Annotated in this window: 26 protein-coding genes and 1 pseudogene; 9 read left to right on the plus strand and 18 right to left on the minus strand. The window is 44.9% G+C overall.

Going from position 1 to position 19,290, the window contains the following annotated elements:
• Positions 1-56 precede the first annotated feature (56 nt).
• From Xets_RS14690 to Xets_RS14710, 4 genes are read right to left on the minus strand one after another with little or no spacing between them, the layout of a single operon-like run.
• Positions 57-1,439, minus strand: a complete 1,383-nt coding sequence (locus tag Xets_RS14690) for a DEAD/DEAH box helicase (protein ID WP_187651983.1) — start codon at positions 1,437-1,439, stop codon at positions 57-59.
• Positions 1,440-1,481: 42 nt separating this feature from the next.
• On the minus strand, positions 1,482-2,309 hold the full coding sequence (locus Xets_RS24765; protein WP_370588248.1) for a Bro-N domain-containing protein: 828 nt from the start codon (positions 2,307-2,309) through the stop codon (positions 1,482-1,484).
• Positions 2,310-2,319: 10 nt separating this feature from the next.
• Positions 2,320-2,817 carry a hypothetical protein gene (locus tag Xets_RS14705; protein ID WP_187651984.1) on the minus strand — a complete coding sequence of 166 codons (498 nt, stop codon included), beginning with the start codon at positions 2,815-2,817 and terminating at the stop codon, positions 2,320-2,322.
• Between the two features lie 10 nt (positions 2,818-2,827).
• Positions 2,828-3,004 carry a hypothetical protein gene (locus Xets_RS14710; protein WP_187651985.1) on the minus strand — a complete coding sequence of 59 codons (177 nt, stop codon included), beginning with the start codon at positions 3,002-3,004 and terminating at the stop codon, positions 2,828-2,830.
• Positions 3,005-3,157: 153 nt separating this feature from the next.
• Here Xets_RS14710 and Xets_RS28730 point away from each other — a divergent pair.
• A pseudogene (locus Xets_RS28730) lies at positions 3,158-3,286 on the plus strand (Arc family DNA-binding protein); the annotation flags it as partial.
• A gap of 147 nt (positions 3,287-3,433) precedes the next feature.
• Here Xets_RS28730 and Xets_RS14720 read toward each other — a convergent pair.
• The 12 genes from Xets_RS14720 to Xets_RS24795 all read right to left on the minus strand — a co-directional run bounded on the left by Xets_RS14720 (position 3,434) and on the right by Xets_RS24795 (position 11,537).
• Positions 3,434-3,565 (minus strand): Arc family DNA-binding protein, encoded by a 132-nt coding sequence (locus Xets_RS14720; RefSeq protein WP_187651986.1) that lies wholly within the window; start codon positions 3,563-3,565, stop codon positions 3,434-3,436.
• Positions 3,562-3,828, minus strand: coding sequence for a VRR-NUC domain-containing protein (locus Xets_RS14725; RefSeq protein ID WP_187651987.1), 267 nt, complete (start codon positions 3,826-3,828; stop codon positions 3,562-3,564). The genes Xets_RS14720 and Xets_RS14725 overlap by 4 nt, the downstream gene beginning before the upstream one ends.
• The gene (locus Xets_RS14730; RefSeq protein ID WP_187651988.1) at positions 3,788-4,027 is read right to left on the minus strand and encodes an ANR family transcriptional regulator; all 240 of its coding nucleotides are present in this window, start codon (positions 4,025-4,027) and stop codon (positions 3,788-3,790) included. Before Xets_RS14730 ends, Xets_RS14725 begins: the two co-directional genes overlap by 41 nt.
• Before the next feature lie 277 nt (positions 4,028-4,304).
• Positions 4,305-7,238, minus strand: a complete 2,934-nt coding sequence (locus Xets_RS14735; protein ID WP_187651989.1) for a hypothetical protein — start codon at positions 7,236-7,238, stop codon at positions 4,305-4,307.
• Positions 7,223-7,708: an NUMOD4 domain-containing protein gene (locus Xets_RS28735; RefSeq protein ID WP_187651990.1), complete on the minus strand. Its 486-nt coding sequence runs from the start codon at positions 7,706-7,708 to the stop codon at positions 7,223-7,225. The genes Xets_RS14735 and Xets_RS28735 overlap by 16 nt, the downstream gene beginning before the upstream one ends.
• Before the next feature lie 49 nt (positions 7,709-7,757).
• On the minus strand, positions 7,758-7,997 hold the full coding sequence (locus tag Xets_RS24785; protein WP_255430663.1) for an Nmad5 family putative nucleotide modification protein: 240 nt from the start codon (positions 7,995-7,997) through the stop codon (positions 7,758-7,760).
• Between the two features lie 35 nt (positions 7,998-8,032).
• Positions 8,033-8,392 carry an Nmad5 family putative nucleotide modification protein gene (locus Xets_RS24790; RefSeq protein ID WP_255430664.1) on the minus strand — a complete coding sequence of 120 codons (360 nt, stop codon included), beginning with the start codon at positions 8,390-8,392 and terminating at the stop codon, positions 8,033-8,035.
• 23 nt (positions 8,393-8,415) lie between these two features.
• Entirely contained in the window at positions 8,416-8,610 is a 195-nt protein-coding gene (locus tag Xets_RS14750) for an AlpA family transcriptional regulator (RefSeq protein ID WP_187651991.1), read from the minus strand.
• 49 nt (positions 8,611-8,659) lie between these two features.
• Positions 8,660-9,229 (minus strand): DUF2815 family protein, encoded by a 570-nt coding sequence (locus tag Xets_RS14755; protein WP_187651992.1) that lies wholly within the window; start codon positions 9,227-9,229, stop codon positions 8,660-8,662.
• 32 nt (positions 9,230-9,261) lie between these two features.
• On the minus strand, positions 9,262-10,548 hold the full coding sequence (locus tag Xets_RS14760; RefSeq protein WP_187651993.1) for a DUF2800 domain-containing protein: 1,287 nt from the start codon (positions 10,546-10,548) through the stop codon (positions 9,262-9,264).
• A complete protein-coding gene (locus tag Xets_RS14765; RefSeq protein ID WP_187651994.1) occupies positions 10,548-11,390 on the minus strand; it encodes a hypothetical protein in 843 nt (280 codons plus the stop codon). Before Xets_RS14765 ends, Xets_RS14760 begins: the two co-directional genes overlap by 1 nt.
• A gap of 15 nt (positions 11,391-11,405) precedes the next feature.
• On the minus strand, positions 11,406-11,537 hold the full coding sequence (locus Xets_RS24795; RefSeq protein ID WP_255430665.1) for a hypothetical protein: 132 nt from the start codon (positions 11,535-11,537) through the stop codon (positions 11,406-11,408).
• A gap of 209 nt (positions 11,538-11,746) precedes the next feature.
• On the opposite strand from Xets_RS24795, the gene Xets_RS14770 reads away from it, so the two are divergent.
• Complete coding sequence (locus Xets_RS14770) at positions 11,747-11,947, plus strand: transcriptional regulator (protein WP_187651995.1); 201 nt, start codon at positions 11,747-11,749, stop codon at positions 11,945-11,947.
• A 20-nt stretch (positions 11,948-11,967) separates the two neighbouring features.
• Here Xets_RS14770 and Xets_RS14775 read toward each other — a convergent pair whose 3' ends face one another.
• Together Xets_RS14775 and Xets_RS14780 are read right to left on the minus strand one after the other, a co-directional pair.
• Positions 11,968-12,393 carry a helix-turn-helix transcriptional regulator gene (locus tag Xets_RS14775; RefSeq protein WP_187651996.1) on the minus strand — a complete coding sequence of 142 codons (426 nt, stop codon included), beginning with the start codon at positions 12,391-12,393 and terminating at the stop codon, positions 11,968-11,970.
• A gap of 426 nt (positions 12,394-12,819) precedes the next feature.
• Positions 12,820-13,491, minus strand: coding sequence for a S24 family peptidase (locus Xets_RS14780; protein ID WP_187651997.1), 672 nt, complete (start codon positions 13,489-13,491; stop codon positions 12,820-12,822).
• A gap of 143 nt (positions 13,492-13,634) precedes the next feature.
• Here Xets_RS14780 and Xets_RS14785 point away from each other — a divergent pair, with 143 nt between their 5' ends.
• From Xets_RS14785 to Xets_RS14815, 7 genes are all read left to right on the plus strand, one after another.
• Positions 13,635-13,832 carry a helix-turn-helix domain-containing protein gene (locus tag Xets_RS14785; RefSeq protein WP_187651998.1) on the plus strand — a complete coding sequence of 66 codons (198 nt, stop codon included), beginning with the start codon at positions 13,635-13,637 and terminating at the stop codon, positions 13,830-13,832.
• 11 nt (positions 13,833-13,843) lie between these two features.
• Positions 13,844-16,012: a VapE domain-containing protein gene (locus tag Xets_RS14790; protein ID WP_187651999.1), complete on the plus strand. Its 2,169-nt coding sequence runs from the start codon at positions 13,844-13,846 to the stop codon at positions 16,010-16,012.
• A 302-nt stretch (positions 16,013-16,314) separates the two neighbouring features.
• Positions 16,315-16,707 (plus strand): antiterminator Q family protein, encoded by a 393-nt coding sequence (locus Xets_RS14795; protein ID WP_187652000.1) that lies wholly within the window; start codon positions 16,315-16,317, stop codon positions 16,705-16,707.
• 743 nt (positions 16,708-17,450) lie between these two features.
• Positions 17,451-17,774 (plus strand): phage holin, lambda family, encoded by a 324-nt coding sequence (locus Xets_RS14800; protein WP_255430666.1) that lies wholly within the window; start codon positions 17,451-17,453, stop codon positions 17,772-17,774.
• Positions 17,771-18,172: a structural protein gene (locus tag Xets_RS14805; protein WP_187652001.1), complete on the plus strand. Its 402-nt coding sequence runs from the start codon at positions 17,771-17,773 to the stop codon at positions 18,170-18,172. Before Xets_RS14800 ends, Xets_RS14805 begins: the two co-directional genes overlap by 4 nt.
• Positions 18,169-18,645: a lysis protein gene (locus tag Xets_RS14810; protein ID WP_187652002.1), complete on the plus strand. Its 477-nt coding sequence runs from the start codon at positions 18,169-18,171 to the stop codon at positions 18,643-18,645. The genes Xets_RS14805 and Xets_RS14810 overlap by 4 nt, the downstream gene beginning before the upstream one ends.
• The gene (locus Xets_RS14815) at positions 18,626-18,868 is read left to right on the plus strand and encodes a hypothetical protein (protein WP_187652003.1); all 243 of its coding nucleotides are present in this window, start codon (positions 18,626-18,628) and stop codon (positions 18,866-18,868) included. Before Xets_RS14810 ends, Xets_RS14815 begins: the two co-directional genes overlap by 20 nt.
• Positions 18,869-19,290: the final 422 nt, after the last annotated feature.

The raw sequence follows: 19,290 nt of genomic DNA on the forward strand, positions 1-19,290 counted from the left end.
ATCTATTAACCGTTCGTATTGAACGTCACAGTTACATAAACGGTGTTGCAGAAAATTTACCTCTTCTTCATTGCCTCTAATAAAATGTCTTGTACTTCGCGTTTTGAGTTTCGCCGTTCCATCACCATCTCATCCATCGTACGGGCTGCGATAATATGGTGAACAAACACAGGGCGGTTGTGTCCGGCTTGTATCTGTCGGGTAGGGCCGATGCGTTCAATGATTTGCTGGTACTGTTCCAGATCCCACCAGTGAGAGAAAAACACCAGGATATTTCCGCCGTCTTGCAGGTTTAACCCGTGCCCGGCGCTGGCGGGGTGGGCGAACATGACGGGGATCTTTCCGTTGTTCCAGTCGCGCAGTGTCTGCGGATCTGAATCAAGATGCGTCCCTTTCGGGAATGCTTTCTGTAAACGTTCTAAATCGTGTTTCCAGTGGTAGGCAACGAGCACCGGCATTCCAGCGGATTCATAGATGATGCTATCTAATGCCTGTAGTTTGGCGTCGTGCAGTTCCTGCCAACCGCCATTCTCGTCGGTATAGATAGCACCGCTGGCGATTTGCAGGCATTTAACGGTTTTGGCCGCAGCGTTCAGTGCCTCAACCCCAGTGCTACCTAATTCCATGAACATTTCTTTTTCCATCGCGCGGTATTGCTGGCGAACCTTGGACGGCAAATCGACACTGATCACGTTGTGGATAGGCTCCTGAATATCAAACCAGTCCGCCGCGTTTAGCGCGATGGTCACGTCATTCAACGCGGTTTGCATCTGCTCTTGGGCAAATGGCCACGGCTCCAGTTTCACCCATTGTTGCCCAGGGAAACGAATACTATTGAACCAGCGCGAGGTGAACGCACTGTACGTCCGGCCTAGTCGTTCGCCCTGATCGATAAACCACGCCTGCCCCCATAAATCGACCAGACCATTTGGGGAGGGTGTGCCTGTGAGATTGACCCAGCGTCTGACATGTTTATGTGCAACCTTTGCCAGTGCAGCGGCTCGCTTTCCCCCTTTACGTAGCCGGAACGATTTTAGCCGTGTACTCTCATCGGCAATGACGGTAGCGAACGGCCATTTATCACCTAATGTTTCCACCAGCCAGACGAGATTGTCATAGTTAGTGGTGAATACACTGGCATTGGTATTTTTGAGCGCGTCCATGCGCTCTTTTGCACTGCCTACAACGGGTTGAACTTCGATATTGTGGAAATGGTTCCATTTGTCCGCCTCGTCCGGCCATGTGGAGCGGGCTACACGTAACGGCGCCAATACTAATGTTGGTTGGGTTTCCATACCTGCCATGTAGAGATCTTCCATTGCAGTTAATGTTGCTACCGTTTTGCCCATACCCATTCCCGCCCACACGTTGCAGCGGGGTATATCCAGTTCGTGATTAATAATGAGGTTTTGGTAGGGTCGGGGTGTGAATTGTTTCATAGAGTACCTTTTAAACCCCGCGTTACAGCGGGGTGCTATGGGTTAAAATAATTCACTGATATCTACGCCGTGTACTTCAAGCCACGCTTGCCGTGGGTATATAACTTCGTGGCAATTTTGGTAAATGTTGTAGGCCATTGGGTAACCATCGGTGACGGGGTCATAAATATTATTTTCGTCCAGCCAAGCATTTAATACTTTCCACCCGTACATTATCCCCGTTGCGCGCCATACTGCTTGTTGAGACGCCCATTCTTTACTCGCACCGAAACGTGCGGCCATTTCTTCACGTTCCCGTATCGCTCTGTTTGCGACACGTTGGTATGCCGAATTACGTTGAAGAGCGGTTGCTTCTCTTTTTCGGCTGATTTGGGCTTTTGTACGAACAGCTTCATCACGTTCTGCGGTCACGGTTTCTACCGTGTGGTTTAGTTTAAGAATTTCCCCTGCTTGTAACTGCGCCAGTTCACGAAGGAAATGAGGATCTTTCACCAGTTCAGCGATTGATGATTGAGGCTGTATTTGGTATTTACCGGTTTGACGAATAGCCGGTAACACTTCTTCACATACCCAATCTTGAAAACGTTCAGCCGAAAGCAATTTGCTACGTAGTATGAGGCGGTATAAATCAGGTTCAGTTAAAAGGATAATTCCTTTTGGTTTGAAGCCTAAATTCAATTCTAGCGTCTGGCTAGAATTAAGTTTAATCAAAGACTTACAATTATCTTGTAAAGCTTCATGTGGGTTTTTATATCCAAGAACCTTAGCTACCTCTACCGCGAAAAAAACAGGTTTGTCTTTGTACAACAATCCTTGCAACTCAATACCTAACTCTTCGTTAGAGAAATTCATCAAAGTATTTTTAGCCATTGTTTTATTCTCAATGTTTGGTTAATGATGCCGGTTTAGCAATGAGTGATTTAAATCCATCAATAATAAAATCATCGATAAAATCATGTAGCCATGAATAATCACCGTCTTTCTCACTTGCGTTGTTATATTTGTAAAAACGCCACAAAGAGAGATGTTTGTCAGGTGCGCTAAGTTTCAGAAGCGGGCCTTCTAAAAGCGGTTTCTCAATCCGATAGATAAGTATTGTTTCAATCAAGTCCGCGGATAATTCCACCCCGCAGTTTTCGTATATAAATACGAAATTTCCATTATCATGTAGACCGAAACGTTTGTGGCATGAATTTAAATAACTTGTAGCAACGATGGTTCTTTGGGTTTTCACTATGTACTCAGCAAACTCCAGTATTTCTGTTTCAGTTAGTGGAGCGTTACTCATCATTTTTTCTTCGTTCAGAATGAAAGCGGGACAGTCGCTTTTAATTTCTTTTAGAAATTTAATACCTTCTTTTATTGTAACGTTTTGCATGTTTATACCTTTAGTTAGTGGTTTCTAAGTTTGATGCTTCTTGTGCTGCTTGCTGGGCGAATTCGATAAGCTCAAATGCAAGCGGTGATCCTGATTCAATAGTGCTCAGTAGTTGAGCGGTATCCAGAATGTTTCCAATAATTGAAAGCAAATCGGCGTGGTTTAGTTGCGAAACTTTTATAGCCATTGTCGGTATCCCTAAAATAATGAACCACGGTGGTTCATTTACAGTTAAGTAAACCACCGTGGTTCATTGATGTCAAGTCCACTGTGAGGCATAATTAAAAGTCCACAAAAGTCCACTAAGTAAACAAGAGGCCAAGAGGCCAAGAGGCCAAGCATGAGTAGAGAAGACGCACAAATGAAAATCCGCCTGCCTGCGGAACTTAAAGAACAATTAGAAAAAGCAGCAGCGGAAAATAAACGCTCAATGAATGCAGAAGTTTTGCAGCGTTTGTCTGAGAGTTTTGAAAAAACCAAATGGGTAACTATGTCATCAGGGCGAGGATATATTACCCCTGATTCTGTTTGCATCGACCCAAAATTTGTTGATCAAATGGATGACGTTGTAAAAACTTTGAGAATATTAGCTGATAAAAATAGTAAAAAGTAATTACTACTTTTTCAACCGTAATAGTATTTCAGCATTTATTGACCTCATATTTTCTTCTGCTGATTTCTTTAATTCCTCTGCTAATTCGCGAGGAATTCTAAGTTTAAATTGTAAGTGTTCTTTCGATTTATTCATAATATCCCCTCCAAATTTTTACTATCCAAAACCACTACCTCTTGCCCTAATGCCCTGAGCCGTTCGTGTTCCCGTAACTGGTCAGGGCGGGGCTTTTCGTCAGGGGCTTTGCACTCGACAAAAACGACCCGCCCGCTCGGTAATATACATATACGGTCAGGTACACCACGGCGGCCAGGGGAAACGAATTTATAGGCAATGCCCCCTGCTTTTTTTACCTCATTAACTAGATGTCGTTCTATTACGTTTTCTCGTATTTTCATTTAATTTATCCCTGTGATACTGTTTTAAACAAAATTCAGAACGAATTTCTGACCATTCGATATTTAACGCATTACGCGAATGGCGAGAGGCTTTATTCCACTCTTTTGACGCCCGTAAATAATCGCCCTCGCGTTCAATTTGTGCAGCCTCGCGTGCAGTCCGAAAATATAACGGGCTGTCTCTATATTTAAATGACATAGGAGAATTCTCAGTGACAGGTACAATGCCCACTAAATGCAATTGTAAGTGGTGATGGATCATCAGGATGAGCAATTAAGTCCGTGTGGTATATCTTTTTACAGTAAATAACAGAGTAACCGTCCTCTTTTATTAGAAATAATTTTCCAGTGACTGAACGACTATTAAATGAATACCCATTGCGCGTAGTCGTAATAACGAAGCAACATTTTTGACCAACAGCGACGGGTCTTGACTCGCCGTAGTAACCATTACACTCTTTACAACGTTCCATAATTTAATCCTTACGATATCTGTATGCTTCAAAGCCGCCAGCGCTCAGAGGTAAATCCAGTGCCCAGTCAGGATTTGTAGATAATAATGAACTTAGATGTTCAGGTGAGTAATCTGATGTATCAGGGGATTCACTGATGATTTCGTCATGTACGGTCAGCACGATGTCATAGCCCGCGGACTCTATGCGTGGCATATTGCCGGATAATATGTCACGGGCTGCTGCCTGAGTGACATTTTCCACTAGTTTCCCGCCGTAGGTTTTGAGCCGTTGCCATTTGCGGCTGTACGGGTTAGTACCCATGTAACTGATCTGCCCGTCGTCGAGACGGGGGGAGGGGTAACACACTGCACGACCTGATGGCAGAACAACACGGAGCCATGCGCCATCACGGCGAACTCGCAATTTACGACAGGGGATAGTGATGTTAGGTGAACTGATTGCCCGTTTTACGGCCTCTTCCAACTCATACCAGAACGGTACGGTAGCAATGTGGGCATTACGCCACATGCGTTTGAGTGAATCGCAGGTGATAAAAACTCTTTCTCTCAGGCCGTAGGTTTGATTCTGTTCGACTGACTTTTTATACCAACTCATCGCATCCCGCTGAACTTTTACCGGGATATTCGGCAGTGCGGCAGTGGCTAACTCTTCTAGGTCAAGGGCATAGGTCAGGGCAAAAGTAACAAAAGCGGCGACCCCGCCACCGTAACCGCAGTTATGGACTATCAAATGTCCTGAATTAGTCTTGATCGTGAATCTGTTTCGAGGTCCCGCATGTACAATGTCGTACACGTTGCTCCAATTCATCGATTCTTTTTTGTAATTCAGCAATTTTTCGTCTGTTTCGGTTATTATCTGCCTTTGTAACAAAGCGGATGTTACCGGGTTCATAACCTTTGTTGTTATCGATGCGATCCATTTCCAAACTGGGGTTACCAAATCCATCGAGAGTTTTAACATGCCTAAGGAAGCTACGTTTATCTTGTTGCCACTCGGCGCATACATGTATCCCTCTTCCCCCGTAGTTTCTGTACAGTCGGTTGTTAGCATTGTGGCAACGGGATACGGCTGCTGATAATCGATTGAGTAATCGTGTTCTAATCTCGTCGTCACCCAAGGCATCGGCATAACAATAGTATTTCTTACGATACGCTTGAGTTTTCTTTTTAGCGCATTGATTACATCTGGTACTTTTTCCCCTAATAAGATTGTGTAAGAGTACGGTGTACGGAATTGCATTGCATGAGCATTGGACAAGAACTCTGCGTTGTTTGTCCGCTGTTTTTTCACCCTCACTGATGACGGTAAGTTCACCGAAGCGAGTTCCAGACTCCGGTATCGCATACTTTTGTTTGAAACGATATGGCTCGCCGGCTTCCATCCAGAAGGTGTTAGTACTTGATGGTCTGGTGTCATCTTTACACCGTCCAGATTTACAGTCTTCTTGTACCCTTTGTTGATTACTCCTCTGTGTGTTACCCATGCTATCCCATCCCATAAAAGATCATCATTTTGAATGTTAATTAGTTTGATATACCCGCGTTTAGTCAGTACTAATGTATCGGGAGCTAAACACGCTAGCTCCATGACTTTGCCTATCTGTCGTTGATTCTTATCAACATCATCTACGTTCATTCCGTATGCACGGGCATAAGCCAGTTTATAGAGGTCTGAGCCAGTGCCGTTGTCATATTCGCTGAACGCTTTTAACTTCCAGTCTTCACCCGCCAGCCATGCCAACATGCGCCCCTCAATATTGGACAGGTCACTGACGACCAGTTTTTTACCGTTCGGCGCGATGATAACGCCACGCAGTGCCGAACTGGTCAATTCCATGATGTTGTCGAACAGCAGATCGGCGCAGTTAGATTTTAACGCCTCGATACCCGTGTCGATGGTATCCTGATTCAGCGTAGGTCTTGGTAGATTATCAGGCTGGAAAATACGGCCAGCCCACCGCCCTGTACGTGATGCACCGCAAAATTGCTTAGTTCCTCGTAAACGCCCATCACTACTAACCGATTTCATCAATGCCTTATATTTACTGGTGCTGGTAGTACTTGCTTGTAACCGGATAGATAACAATTCGCGTAATGCTGATGGGATATCGGGATCGGCTATTCGTCGTTCCAGTGTGCTTTTTTGCATATCGGGCAGTTCAACCCCAAACGCCGTGGTGATATGTCGTAACATTGCGTCACGTTGCGTTGCGGCCTGTACATCGCCGTCAGTCATTTCCTGTGTACGTTTTGCTAAACGTTTTTGCTCTTGGTCTACGGCTGACAAAGCGCTGTTAGCCAGATCAATATCCATGCAGATACCGCGGCGATTAATGTGTTGGTCAAGTTGCCACAATAAAACTTCTGTAGGGCTAAGATTCCATTTGGGCACCTTGCGGTAAACCTCTCGCATGGCTTCAATATCTGACCCAGCGTACTTGATAAAGCGTTGCCACTCTTCAGGGTGCGTTAGGCGTGTAGCACGCCTGTATTTACTGTTTTTTGGTCTGGGTTTGCAGAATAAATTTATCAGTGCTTTTCCCTCTTTATCTTTGGCTTTATCTGCATTAATCCCAAGCACATCACATAAAGTGCCTAATGAGCCTGGTAACCCATGTGCCAGCGCTTGAACCATAGTATCGTGTAATCGAACCAGTGGAATATCGATACCTAGGGTATGTTGCAGAATAACTGAGTCGAACATCCCACCGTTGTGCCAGACAGTAAGAATACTAGGGGTTGCTAGCGCCTTTTGTAACTCGGTTGGCATACTAGTTCCACTGGTGACATCCCAGACTTTCACGGGATTATTGTCTAACGCATAGGCAAACAACATAACTTCGGCGTCTTCGGCATAACGGTGTGTGCCACAGTTGATCGGGGTGTCGCTATAGGTTTCCAGATCGCAAAAGAGCAATTCTAAATTCGTTTCCATGTTGCGGCCTTTCGGTGACAGACGCGGCATGCTTTCGCGGCTTGAGTGATTGAGGAATAAATTGCGCCTGTTATGGGATGTTGAACTCGTACTGCCTGCTTATTTAATCCCGTAGCGACTGCATGCAGATGGTTTTCGCTATAACTGGCCCACTCCAGATTACAGGCTCGGTTATCCTGTTTATTTCCGTTTATATGGTTAACCGTTTCGCCTGAGCCTGCTAGAAAAGCTTCGGCGACAAGAGTATGTACAGTTCGGGCTTTTCGATGGTTATTCAAATGAAGATGTACTAATAGGTAGCCACTATTCGTTATTTGTTGGGCGATTATTTTTGGTTGGGTTTTCCGAAATGCTTCTTTCCCGTTGCGTAATAAATATCTTTGTTTAAAACTAACGCTTCTAACTCGCCCTTTACTACTTATTTCATAACGACCTTCATACCCTGAAATAACTTTCCATATTTCAGACACAACTTATCCCCCCAAATATGTAATCGGATATAAATAGATTCAGTTGTTTTTAATTAATCTCGGTCGGTAATCCTATTAGTTCGTTTAACGCCTCACGGCGAACGGCGGGAACCGGAGGTGCTTTTATTGTATCTTTAGGCAATAATTCGGTGGCTTCCGGCCATTCTGCTAATAAGCGTTTCACCGAGCGAAACTTTAATAATGCGGCTTCTACATTATTAGTAATATCGTCCCGCTGGTTATTTAATGCTTCGTGACGTTTTTCCAGTTCATAGAATTCATTAACCAACGGATTATCGGCTAATAATGTGGTCGTTTTGGGTGTTATTTTATATATATATAATCCCGGTTTTCGCGATAGCGATAACGCTCTCGTGCCCCGTTGAAATACGCAACGACCGAAATTCCCGCTAAATTAATTTCTATGTAGATAGCTTCGCGAACCGGCATGTCATCTACGCGTACTGATTCGGGTATTTTAGCCGCCAGTATTTTTATTTCAGACTTAATGTTCTGAATGGCGGTTTCCATAGTAATACCGCCAATGGCTTCGATTCTTATTTTCTCTGCCCAGTCTGCGCGGTCTTTATATAGTTGCTCTTCCTTTTCAAATATTCCGGCTTTGGCTAATGCGTTTTTAACAATTAATGATTTTACTTCTTTGGTTAATGTTTTCTGTGTCATGGTTTTTTTTATCCTAATGGTTTTTATAAACCCAAACGCTCAGCTAACCAAGCATCAATTTCATTTTTCCGATAATAGACTTTTCTTAAACCTAATTTAACGGACTGAGGGAAATTATGAGTTTTCTTTAGAAAATCATGGAAGCCGCTATTGGATTTATAACGTAAAAGTGTTTTCACTTCGTCTTTGGTATATAGGTTTTTTGCTTGTACTGTCATGGTTTTTTACCCTAAGAAAAGCCCCGTATAATGAACGGGGCAATTATGGTTAACTAAAAACGTCGGCTTCGGCTTCGGCTTCTGCGTCAGCCCCCTCGCTGATATCTTCAAAATCATCCACTGATGCAACACCGCCACCTGCGAATGCGTCCCCGTCTCGTAGAAATTGAACGCCAGACAGTGAAGCTGAAATACCGTTGCCGTTGTTTTCGTAGGCGAAAATATCGATAGTTGCGTTCACGTAACAGCCGGAATACGGGCGGCCATCTTGTGCGGTAAGTGGAGTACGGTCACGGTCAATAACTAACGGCCGTGCTTTGTTATTAGCGGAAATATACATATTGCCCGCGTAGCCGTCATAATCAGGTTTATCATCACCGTCACGGAAATTAAACCGCATGTTATTGCCGCGGATACTTTTAATAATACCCTCAGCTTTAGCGCCCCATTTATCAGTAGCCACTTTTAAAATTGCGGCTTCAATTTGTTTAATTAAATCAGTTCGCTCTTTTGGAATAAGGAAAGTGGAGCGAAATTTATAATCGCCTTGGCCGTTGACTTGGGTCGCTTCATATAAATCAGGAAATGCCAAACGTACATTTGGTAATTTAATTTTCATTGTTTATTTCTCTTTATTGATTAGATGTGTAATTAAACGAACATATCATCCGATACGTCGTCAAAATCGTTGATAGGGTTAATGTCTAATGCTGGACGCGGGTCTGATTCCGGTACGACGGTAGGTTTACCGTCAGCCCGAACAATAAGTGGTTCCAGTTTTGCCCATCGGCGAGGACTGTCTTTCTTGAGCAGTTTTTCGGCTTGGGTAGGGCTGATCAGTTTTTGGGAATACATTTGGTCTTGCTTGAGCCGGAATGTTTTTAACATTTCCTCAGCGTTTGCCTCAGCACTCCACGTTCGGTTACCCTGTTTACCCGCGACCAGTTTAAACCCAGGGATAGAGTGACCCGCATTCAGCTCATCGTTGACGCGAGCGCGGATGGATTTGCACCAGCTTTCAACAAAATCCACCTGTGCGTATTTGACAGCTAGTGTTAGGTTGCTGTAACTAGGTATTTGCTCAATGGCGTTTTCTATCTGTGGCTCTAATGGTTGCGTCAGATCGACAAAATCATCGATAACCGTGTTTAGCACATGCTCCGCTAATGCTGAACACGTAGCTTTGGCCTTGCAAAAACGGCACTGTTTATCACCTGGGGTAAAACTGTCAGTGGGTAATGTTTCTACCCCATCACACTGAGCAATGTTGAACGTGATAATGACCGATGCGGCGGCCTCTCTGGCGTGTTCCCCGAATTTCCGCAACTCGTCAGTACTGACCGTCCATTCCGACACATGGTTTAATCGGGGTTGGTGGATAAATAACCGTACCGTGTCGAAATCATACAACATATCGAACTGGTCGAGAGCGCCCAGGGCATATAGTATTAGTTGCTCATTCCTCTCAGCATCAACCCGTACGCCCCTGCCATATTTCAGATCGTGAATTTGCAGCTCATTGCCGTTGATGATTATCGCGTCAGCGGTGCCGAATGAATTTTCAACACCGATCACATCGGAAAAATCGACGCGTTGTTCAATCAATAACTCATTACCCTGAGCCAGTGACCACACCGTTTCGACATATTCACCGACTGCCTCTACCATTTCCTCATTAACGCACGGGGTGCCGGGTTTACGCAGGACGTTTTGCCCCATATATTCGGCGGTAGTTTGCCCCATAGTGAATGGCTCGCCCGCCAGTGTTGGGTTTTGGCGGTTGTGTAATACATTTTCAGCGAGGGCGTGGGCGACCGTTCCCTCCAGTGCGAACGGGGTTTCCGTGTTCGGTAGTCCAGCCTCCATTGCTAGGCTACCGTGACAGCGTAGCCAACGATGCGCTGCTGAGGGTGATAATTTTGCATGTACCTCCTGCATTATTCCCCCCACGCGTCTTCGGCCAGTTTTAGAACGTCAACTAATTTTTCTTGGGGAATGTCACCCAGCTTTTTAGCTCCGAATTTAGCCACGATACCTACCGCCTCACTACGGTAACCCCCCTTTGCCAGTCGTAAAAGTGCTTGTTGAGCCTTATCATAAAGTGCTGCATAATCAAGCTCTGGTTCTGGTTCTGGTTCTGGTTCTGGTTCTGGTTCTGGTTCTGGTTCTGGTTCTGGCTCAGCGGTCTGTTTGCCCTCGTTCAACAGTGACAACGCAAATTCGCGGCGTTCAGTAATGCCAGGGATATCATCCCAACTGGCGACCATTTCCAGACACAGATCTAAAATAACGGCGTTCGTTAGTGGTTTTAGTTCCTGCAATCCCTGTAGTGCACAGTCAAGGGCGTCTACCTGTCCGTTACGCTCAGTTTCGCCCACACCATCGATAACTGCTCTGGCCTGAGCCAGTTTATCGGCGGTCAGGTTGTAGGCGTCATTTTTGAACAACACGGCAATGGCGACTACGGTTTCCAAATCCAGTGTTTCGATATCAACAGGCGTGTTATCTACGGTTTTTTTAACACTGGATTTTTTCGGTTTAGTGGGTTGTTCGACGGTTGCCACAATAGACTGATCGTCGTTTGCAGCAGGTATGTTTGGTTTAAAGACTGTCAATGCTGAGATAAATTGCGCCATTAACTTGTTATGTTGCACCAATAGTTCAGCTTGGTAGGTATTCAGGGTATTTTGTTGTTCAATAAGTGAGTTTTGCTGCTCCAACAGCGCGGTTTTCCGCTCTAACAGCTCATTATTTTTATCTAAAGATGTTTCTAAGCTCATTTTCCAGCCCTTTTATTATAAGTACAGAGTAATTGGGAATTTGCTAGCAGGATTGCGTTGTAATTCTTCGAGTTTCCGTTGCCAGCGCAGGCGGCGAACGGCATTGTTTATTGGGTATTTATCAACAGGCATTATTTTTGGTTTCATGACCTGAACTCTTCTTTTACGTATAAAAAGTACACCCACTCTCTTGTTTCAGTGGGTGTGGTAGCCAAAGGACGATGGTTATTCTCTCTTTTAGGTAGGGTTAATTGCCTGATTTGTTAACCCGCTCAGGCGGTGCGGGTTTCCTGCTTTCCACAGTCAAGGAAAACTGATATGTTGGTTATTCCACAGTCAAAATAAGGAGTTAACTAATGTCAGAAATTAAGCATCCACCTGTTTGCCCTAAGTGTTCTATTGAGGGTATTGAACATATTTATAGCTCTCCAAGCGAAAAACAAAGTAAAGCAGGAGACCCGTGGTTTGAAGTGGCGCATTGTACTAAGTGTGGGCATGTTTATGGGGTATTTGCCAAAATAGTGTATGAACCCACTGTACCTTTTATTTATAAATAGCTTTTATTTCGCGATTAACATTAAATCTCAATAAGTTTTGAAAAACCTTTCACCAAGTTTTCAGCCAGATTTTCTAGTCTGGCTGTTTGAGCTTCCATTCTCTCACTGTCTATTGGTTTAGCTTCACGTATTACTATTTCCTTATAAGCGTCACGAATTGCAACTTGTATCCCTGATGGAAAGTTCTGGTACTTTGGCTCACTGTCGATTGGATGAATATAGGGGTTGGCCCCGTCATTTTCTGATAAATCACACTCCATAATCTCAGTTGCAGTACGCCCAAAGAAATTGGCAATAGTTTTTAACATAGAATATGAAGGATCTTTTACTTCGCCGGTTAGCAGCCTGTGTAACGTCGATTGGTGCATTTCTAAGCGAGAAGCTAGCTGAGTTACGTTTTTTATCCCGTGTATGGTCATTAAATAGGATACATTTCTGATTAGCATTTCAATTTACCTTGTTATTGTTAAGTTAGCTCACCATAGGCCACTCAGTGAATGACCTACAGTTAGCCGCTCTAATATTAGTAATGTTTCCTCCTCTTGGTTGAGTTTTGCGCTCGCACACCCCTACTGCCAGATTTACCCGTTCGCGCCCGTGCTCACTCTCGTGCGGGGCTAACCATCCCACCGACCGGATCGCGTCCGGTGGTACATCGCACTTAGTGCGTAGGGGTCTAAACAGTAGGTAGTGTGCTGTTCCGACTTTCTAAATTGTTAAAGAGCGGATGTTAATTCTACTTTTGCTTAAAAAATTCAATAATTAATTTATAGGTTAATTCAAGTATGAATGTCAACCCAAATTTTAATTAATGTTTATAGAAAGAAAGGCCGCATTTAGCGGCCTTTTATATGTCATTGATTTATATTTAATTAATTCTTTATTAGGTCGGGTTTTGCTATGCCGGCGACATAGTGAAGAGTTTCAACTGTATTTTTAGGAAGGCGAATAGGGGCGTGGTCTTCGTTGACTGGTATCAGATGGTAATTTCCATCCCTTTCAAATATAAAGGTTTTTACGGTGGCGTTGCCATCCGTAGTAATGATTAGCACTTCATCTCCGGGGTTAACCTCACGATTCGGTTCGACAACAACAAATTCTCCTTCTTTGATACGTGGTGTCACGGATGCCGCTTTACATTTTACTGCATAAGCATCGTGATCATAAGAAGGCCAGCGGAGATACCGGCTAGTTTCATATGTGTCAGGTGTTGTTTCGCTATTGTCATCGTTGATAACTACATCATCCCTGACTGGAATTAGAGAGAATGTGTGTGGGTAATATTCCCCATCCACCTCAACGACTGTTGTTGGTTGGGCGCTTTGCAAATCACATTCAATCAAATCAATAGTGGAAACCCCGAAAAAATCAGCTATTTGCTTCAACATTAAGTATTTAGGGTCTTTTATTTCACCTACTGATATTCGGTGCATAGTTGATTGTGGCATTTTCAAACGCTTAGCAAGCTCAGTGAAGCTGCCAATACCGTGCTTATACATTAGATACTTAATGTTTTTGATTAACATATCGGTGAGTGACGACATTCTTTTAGCCTTTCGATTATTTTTCAATCAAGCCATTTATGGATATTTACATATTCTAACTTTTTTTAAAATTAAATTTCAGATTGAATTTAATTCAATTTTGGGTATTCTGAATAATACACCAACTTAGAGGATTTTAATCTATGAACTATATTTCACCCCATAAAATGGTTAGAGAATTAAGTGAAGCGGGTTTCACTCAGGCACAACTGGCTGATCTGACGGGAGTTAGTCAGTCTTCTTTAAGTCGTATTTTTATGGATGAGAGAAACGATCCCCGTTTATCAACCGTTAGAGCTATTGAGCGGTTTTACACTGAGTTTGTAGATAATAACGAATAGGACGCGCTTACATGCCAGACCAAAAACACTGGGGGGCAACACCTGATGAATGGTTTCATTTCGACCTAATATTGGGACGTACAACGGAATTATTGCCCGTCGTGTGCAATCCCGATGCGGCTGTGTCCCCCGATTCAAAATTAAAAATGTTGGGTAAAACCCCTAGCTGCTATAACCGTTCGCAACGAGTAATCGGCGTCACTAAATGGACTGAAAAAACGATCAGCGATGCCGATATCACCGCATGGTCTGATGAACCTGATTACGGTATCTGTGTTCGTACGGGGCGGGGTTGGCTGGGATTGGACTGTGACAGCGAAGATGAAGAAGTACAGACTCAAATCCAGACTCTGTTAACTCAGATGTTCGGTAAGCTGCCGCCGCGCCGTTACCGCGATAACAGTAAAAAATGCCTGTACCTGTTGTCAGTTACAGGCGATTACCGTAAACGCATCCATCGTCTGGAGGGGGATTTAGGTATTATTGAGATGCTGGCCGACGGTCAGCAATTTGTGGCAGCGGGCACACACCCCAGCGGCGCACGTATTCAATGGGGTGGTGGCTTACCCAGTGATCCGCTCGAAATAACCCCTGAACAATTAGAAATGCTGTGGTCGGCATTGGCTGAACAACTGCCCGTTGCCGCGTCTACTGAGGCGAATGCTGTAGGAAAGTTACGTGATCGTGGGATATCTACGCCTAATGCTACTGACGAGACCGCCGACTATCTGGACGCGAACGGCTGGACATTGTCAGTAGGCAGAAATGGTGATCGCTATATTACATGTCCGTTTGCTGACGGGCATAGCATTGATAGCGACCCGACCAGCACCGCGTATTTCCCCTCAAGCACAGCGGGTTTTAAGGTCGGGCATTTCAAGTGCTTGCACGCTTCTTGTGCCCATCGTAATGATGGCGACTTCCTGATCGCTGTCGGGTTTGGGATGGATGATTTTGATGATTTGACCGTGACTGAAGTCGCCGAACCTGCGCCGTTGCCAGCGTTCAAACGCGATAAGTATGGGCAAATTGAAGCGACCATCGACAACGCATTCAAAGCGGTAACCCGTCCTGATTTTGTCGGCATTGATATTCGTTTCGACCAGTTCCGAGATGAAATTATGTTCGCACCGTCGGGTACGGATCAATGGCAGACATTCAGCGATGCTGAGTACTCACGCCTACGTATCACATTGGAGAAGCGCGGGTTTAAACCCGTGGGGCGGGAACTCGTTCGAGACGTTGTATTGCTGGTTGCGGATGAGCAGCCCTTTGACTCAGCTATCGCATGGTTGAATAGCCTGAAATGGGATGGCGTGCCGCGCATTGAACAATTCTACCATACGCACTATGGCACCGACGATACCCCATATACCCGTGCGGTGTCCATGTACACGTGGACGGCGTTAGCAGGGCGTGTACTATCCCCTGGTTGTAAAGCGGACATCGTGCCAATTTTGGTAGGTGCACAAGGGTGTGGTAAATCGTCAGGGATAGCCGCACTTGCTCCTGATCCTGCGTTTTTTGCAGATATCAGTTTTGCTGAAAAAGATGACGATTTGGCACGCAAGATGCGGGGGCGTCTGGTGGCTGAAATCGGCGAATTACGCGGCTTGAATACTAAGGAGCAAGAGAGCATCAAAGCATTCGTCACCCGCACCCATGAGAATTGGGTGCCTAAATACCGTGAGTTTGCCGTGCAGTTTCCACGGCGGCTGCTAATCATGGGGTCAACCAATAAAAACGAATTTTTAGGGGATGAAACGGGTAACCGACGATGGGCTCCGGTTGAGGTTACCAAAATAAATTTGTCTGCGATTAATGATGATTTATTGCAATTGTGGGCGGAAGGTGCAGCCGTTTACAAACAAACCGGTATCCAGTTTGGCGAGGTCGAACGGTTAGCGGTTGAAGTCCATGAACAGTATCAAATCAAAGACGCATGGTTAGAAATCGTCGAAAGGTGGCTAGATGAACCTGACTTGATGACTGGAGAAAAACCTCGTTCGCGTTCGTTTTTGCGAGCCAGTGATGTATTGCGTGAAGCGTTGGGTTTCGAACCTGCAAGAATTAGCAAACGCGAAGAGATGCGAATTAGTAATGTTTTGCAAGTTTGCAATTTTAAGCGCGTTCAGCGACGTGTTGATGGGAAGGTTACACGGATTTTTGAACCAGTGTAACAACCTGTACCAACCTAGGTTAGGTAGGTGGGTACACTTAACCTTTTGATTTTAAAAAGCAGTACCATCTGTACCAACTGTACCAACCTTTCTATAACTACCCCATATATATATATAAGGGTCGTATAGGAAAGGTTTAGAAATAGATGGTACAGGTTGATACAGGTTGGTACACAGCGATAACGCAAGATATTTAGCCCAATGCGACTAGCATTCGCGCCTAATACAAACACACCGGCACGTAAGCGCGACGACGTCTAGCAAAATATTGCGAGCTACACGAAACTACAGGACAAAATTCTATGCGTGATATTCAACAGGTTTTAGTGCGATGGGGTGGATGGTCGTCAAATCTAACCAACGTTGGCTGGTCGCCTGTTGCTGCTGGTTTTAGCGGCCTGCTGCCAGCGAACGGCGACAATCGGCTGACATGTAGCGATGAAGACGGGTTGATCGTGGATTTGTGCGTGGCACGACTCCAGGCGATAGGACAGGGTGACGAACTCGCATACATTCAGCAACACTACATCCACGGACTATCTAAACGGGAGATCGGGCGCAAGTTCCGTATTGACGAGAAGACGGTACGACACCGTATCCGGTGTGGTGAGTCTTTTATTGCAGGTTGTCTAGAAGTTCTGAATATTCAATTAGATATGGATATGGCGGTTAAAAAACAACCAAACAAACGTTAAACACTACTGCGGGACGCAAAAACTGTGTTATTGTGATAGAAATGGTTTTTATATCCTAGACAAGGCGCTCTACATTGAGCGCCTTTCTTTTTGGCTGAAAACTGAAAACTAGGAAAAATAGCACTTAGACACCGTGATTTATCTGAACACCAATAGTGGCAATTTGTTAACAAAATGTTATATCAAAAATTAGTCCATTATGGGCGAGAAAACTTGGTCTTTTGGGGCGTTGGGGTGTGTTTTTGACTGAGTTGAAAATCGCGGATGCGCCTAACCATCATTATGTTAAATAGCAGATAAATTCGTACAATTATCTATGCAATTAGCTGACCGCTCACAAACATCTGAAATCTTGCTACACGGGGGTGTATTGAGACGCAAATAGGGGTGAGCGGTCAGCTAATTGCATATTTGGTCGCCAACTACCGAGAAAGTGTTGGGTGCGTAGCGGAGTTACATGTTCCAGCCGACCGCAAACGCTCATATTGGCAGGACCACAATTTAGCATCTGAAATCATGCAGGCACAGCCTGTTATCAATACGCGCTGCGTATCTACCGCCCTCGATTCTGAGGGCACACTCTTAACGAGGTCGCAAATGCGGCCTTTTTCGTATCTGCAATCCTAACTATTTGATATTCATTCGATCGATATGGGAATTCCCATAACGACCTCCTATTAACCTACTCACAGGGGTAACCATCGTTCACCCCACGGACGCCCATTGTTCAGATGGGGTGGAATATGAAGATGAAAGAAAATCCTGATTTATGGGCTGACCTATTAAATGGCCTAAAAAACTCATGGCCGCAAATATTAGGCTCTGCGCTGGCGATAGCGATTTGCTACGGTCGCCTGATTTATGACGGCGTGGAACGAAAGAACCGCTGGGTCGAGGCACTGCTGTGTGGTGCGCTGTCATGGAGTGTGTCCAGTGGTCTGGAAATGTTCGGCATCCCTGCCAGTTTTGCACCGGCTATCGGGGGTGCCATTGGGTTTATTGGTGTTGAGAAGCTACGCGAGTTTGCTGTTCATGCCATTAATAAACGTTTGGGGGATAAACAGTGACCAGAGGCATTCGCAATAACAATCCGGGCAATATCGATCACCACCCAAAGAACAAGTGGCAAGGTCAGTTGCCCCATGACCCGAAGATTGAATCTCGGTTCTGTCGGTTCGAATCGGCTGAATATGGCATTCGGGCGCTGATGAAGCTGCTGTGTAACTATCATAAAGGTGGACACAACAGCGTATCTAAAATCATCAACCGGTATGCGCCAAGCTTGGAAAATAACACTACTGCATATATTAACGGTGTTGCTAAAGCGCTCAATGTTGACCAGCTCGAAAAGGTTGAGGTGAATAAACCGACGTTGATTGCGCTGGCTAAGTCCATTATTCAGCACGAGAACGGTAAGCAGCCTTACCCCGAAGAAACATTCGAACGGGCGTTTGAGATGCTATGAAACTCAATAGTCGGTACTTCACCCTCGGTGCTCTGGTGATTGTCTCTGGCCTACTGTGGTTCTATTACGGTGAGTATCGGGGCAAGGCCGAAGAATACCATAACTTAAAGTTAGTGTATGACGGACAGGTCATCGCGATAAACGAGCAGCAAGAACGTATCCAGCACCTCACAGAGTTAAACACCAAACACACTCAGGAACTTGCCAATGCCAAGACTGAAATTGATACTCTTCGGGCTGATGTTGCCGCTGGTCGTCGCAAGCTGCGCATCAAGGCCGTCTGCCCCTCCGTGCCTAAAACCGTTACCGCCGGCGGCGTGGGCGATGCAACCCCCGTCGAACTCACTGGAGAAACTGGATCAACTGTTCTCGATATCCGAGAAGGTATCATCAACGACCGGGCAAAATTAAGCTATTTGCAGGAATATGCTAAGGCTGAATGCAGAGGAAACAATGGAAAACCAACACCGTAAAATCACTGGCTACCGTGAATTAACCCAAGATGAAATTGATTGCATGAACAAGATTAAGGCGCTGGGTGAGGAATTAGGTCAGCTCTATGATCATCTCGTAGTAACACATACACAAACCGGAAATCACCAAATTGACATGCGTTGGCTAAACGAAGGCCGCACCGATCTGCAAAAGGGGATCATGTGCTGGGTTCGTGCAGTGGCTCAACCAACGACATTTTGATTGGTTGCCCCAGGGCAAATGATGCTGGGGTGGCAGGAGTAGGTTAGAGGGCAGTGTGGGTGAGAGGACGGTGGGAATGCTACCGTCCTATCGGAAGTTATAAAGATAGACAAGCATCGTAATTATCGAAAAACACGAGGCACGAAGTCATACAGTTAGCCCAATCACTACCAGTCTTATACTGGCAAAGTGCGGCGTAGGTCTGCGTTGAAGCTAAAAGCGTTGTGCCCGCTACTAGGCAAAGAAGAAGATACTTTTTCATAATGATCACCTACATCGTTTACAACATTACTACCACAAAACCTAATAACTCCATTTCAGTGTAATTAAAAGCGAATAATATTTAACAATTGATTAACGCTTGAAACTAAAACCAATATTTCTTTACCCGTTCTATGAGTGGTTAAAGGAATACCGATAAC

It is taken from the genome of Xenorhabdus sp. TS4 (genome assembly GCF_014467265.1).
In the GTDB taxonomy this organism is placed as follows: Bacteria; Pseudomonadota; Gammaproteobacteria; order Enterobacterales; family Enterobacteriaceae; genus Xenorhabdus; species Xenorhabdus ehlersii.

Bases quoted from the DNA above. Each gene is read 5' to 3' on its own strand.
- Xets_RS14705 (WP_187651984.1), bottom strand. From the start codon at position 2,817: ATGCAAAACGTTACAATAAAAGAAGGTATTAAATTTCTAAAAGAAATT.
- Xets_RS14780 (WP_187651997.1), bottom strand. From the start codon at position 13,491: ATGTCGTCACTCACCGATATGTTAATCAAAAACATTAAGTATCTAATG.
- Xets_RS24790 (WP_255430664.1), bottom strand. From the start codon at position 8,392: ATGACACAGAAAACATTAACCAAAGAAGTAAAATCATTAATTGTTAAA.
- Xets_RS24795 (WP_255430665.1), bottom strand. From the start codon at position 11,537: ATGAAACCAAAAATAATGCCTGTTGATAAATACCCAATAAACAATGCC.
- Xets_RS14755 (WP_187651992.1), bottom strand. From the start codon at position 9,229: ATGAAAATTAAATTACCAAATGTACGTTTGGCATTTCCTGATTTATAT.
- Xets_RS14690 (WP_187651983.1), bottom strand. From the start codon at position 1,439: ATGAAACAATTCACACCCCGACCCTACCAAAACCTCATTATTAATCAC.
- Xets_RS14765 (WP_187651994.1), bottom strand. From the start codon at position 11,390: ATGAGCTTAGAAACATCTTTAGATAAAAATAATGAGCTGTTAGAGCGG.
- Xets_RS14810 (WP_187652002.1), top strand. From the start codon at position 18,169: ATGAAACTCAATAGTCGGTACTTCACCCTCGGTGCTCTGGTGATTGTC.
- Xets_RS24765 (WP_370588248.1), bottom strand. From the start codon at position 2,309: ATGGCTAAAAATACTTTGATGAATTTCTCTAACGAAGAGTTAGGTATT.
- Xets_RS14750 (WP_187651991.1), bottom strand. From the start codon at position 8,610: ATGACAGTACAAGCAAAAAACCTATATACCAAAGACGAAGTGAAAACA.
- Xets_RS14725 (WP_187651987.1), bottom strand. From the start codon at position 3,828: ATGAAAATACGAGAAAACGTAATAGAACGACATCTAGTTAATGAGGTA.
- Xets_RS14815 (WP_187652003.1), top strand. From the start codon at position 18,626: ATGGAAAACCAACACCGTAAAATCACTGGCTACCGTGAATTAACCCAA.
- Xets_RS14790 (WP_187651999.1), top strand. From the start codon at position 13,844: ATGCCAGACCAAAAACACTGGGGGGCAACACCTGATGAATGGTTTCAT.
- Xets_RS14785 (WP_187651998.1), top strand. From the start codon at position 13,635: ATGAACTATATTTCACCCCATAAAATGGTTAGAGAATTAAGTGAAGCG.
- Xets_RS14760 (WP_187651993.1), bottom strand. From the start codon at position 10,548: ATGCAGGAGGTACATGCAAAATTATCACCCTCAGCAGCGCATCGTTGG.
- Xets_RS14720 (WP_187651986.1), bottom strand. From the start codon at position 3,565: ATGAATAAATCGAAAGAACACTTACAATTTAAACTTAGAATTCCTCGC.
- Xets_RS14730 (WP_187651988.1), bottom strand. From the start codon at position 4,027: ATGTCATTTAAATATAGAGACAGCCCGTTATATTTTCGGACTGCACGC.
- Xets_RS14735 (WP_187651989.1), bottom strand. From the start codon at position 7,238: ATGGAAACGAATTTAGAATTGCTCTTTTGCGATCTGGAAACCTATAGC.
- Xets_RS14770 (WP_187651995.1), top strand. From the start codon at position 11,747: ATGTCAGAAATTAAGCATCCACCTGTTTGCCCTAAGTGTTCTATTGAG.
- Xets_RS14775 (WP_187651996.1), bottom strand. From the start codon at position 12,393: ATGCTAATCAGAAATGTATCCTATTTAATGACCATACACGGGATAAAA.
- Xets_RS14795 (WP_187652000.1), top strand. From the start codon at position 16,315: ATGCGTGATATTCAACAGGTTTTAGTGCGATGGGGTGGATGGTCGTCA.
- Xets_RS14710 (WP_187651985.1), bottom strand. From the start codon at position 3,004: ATGGCTATAAAAGTTTCGCAACTAAACCACGCCGATTTGCTTTCAATT.
- Xets_RS14800 (WP_255430666.1), top strand. From the start codon at position 17,451: ATGAAGATGAAAGAAAATCCTGATTTATGGGCTGACCTATTAAATGGC.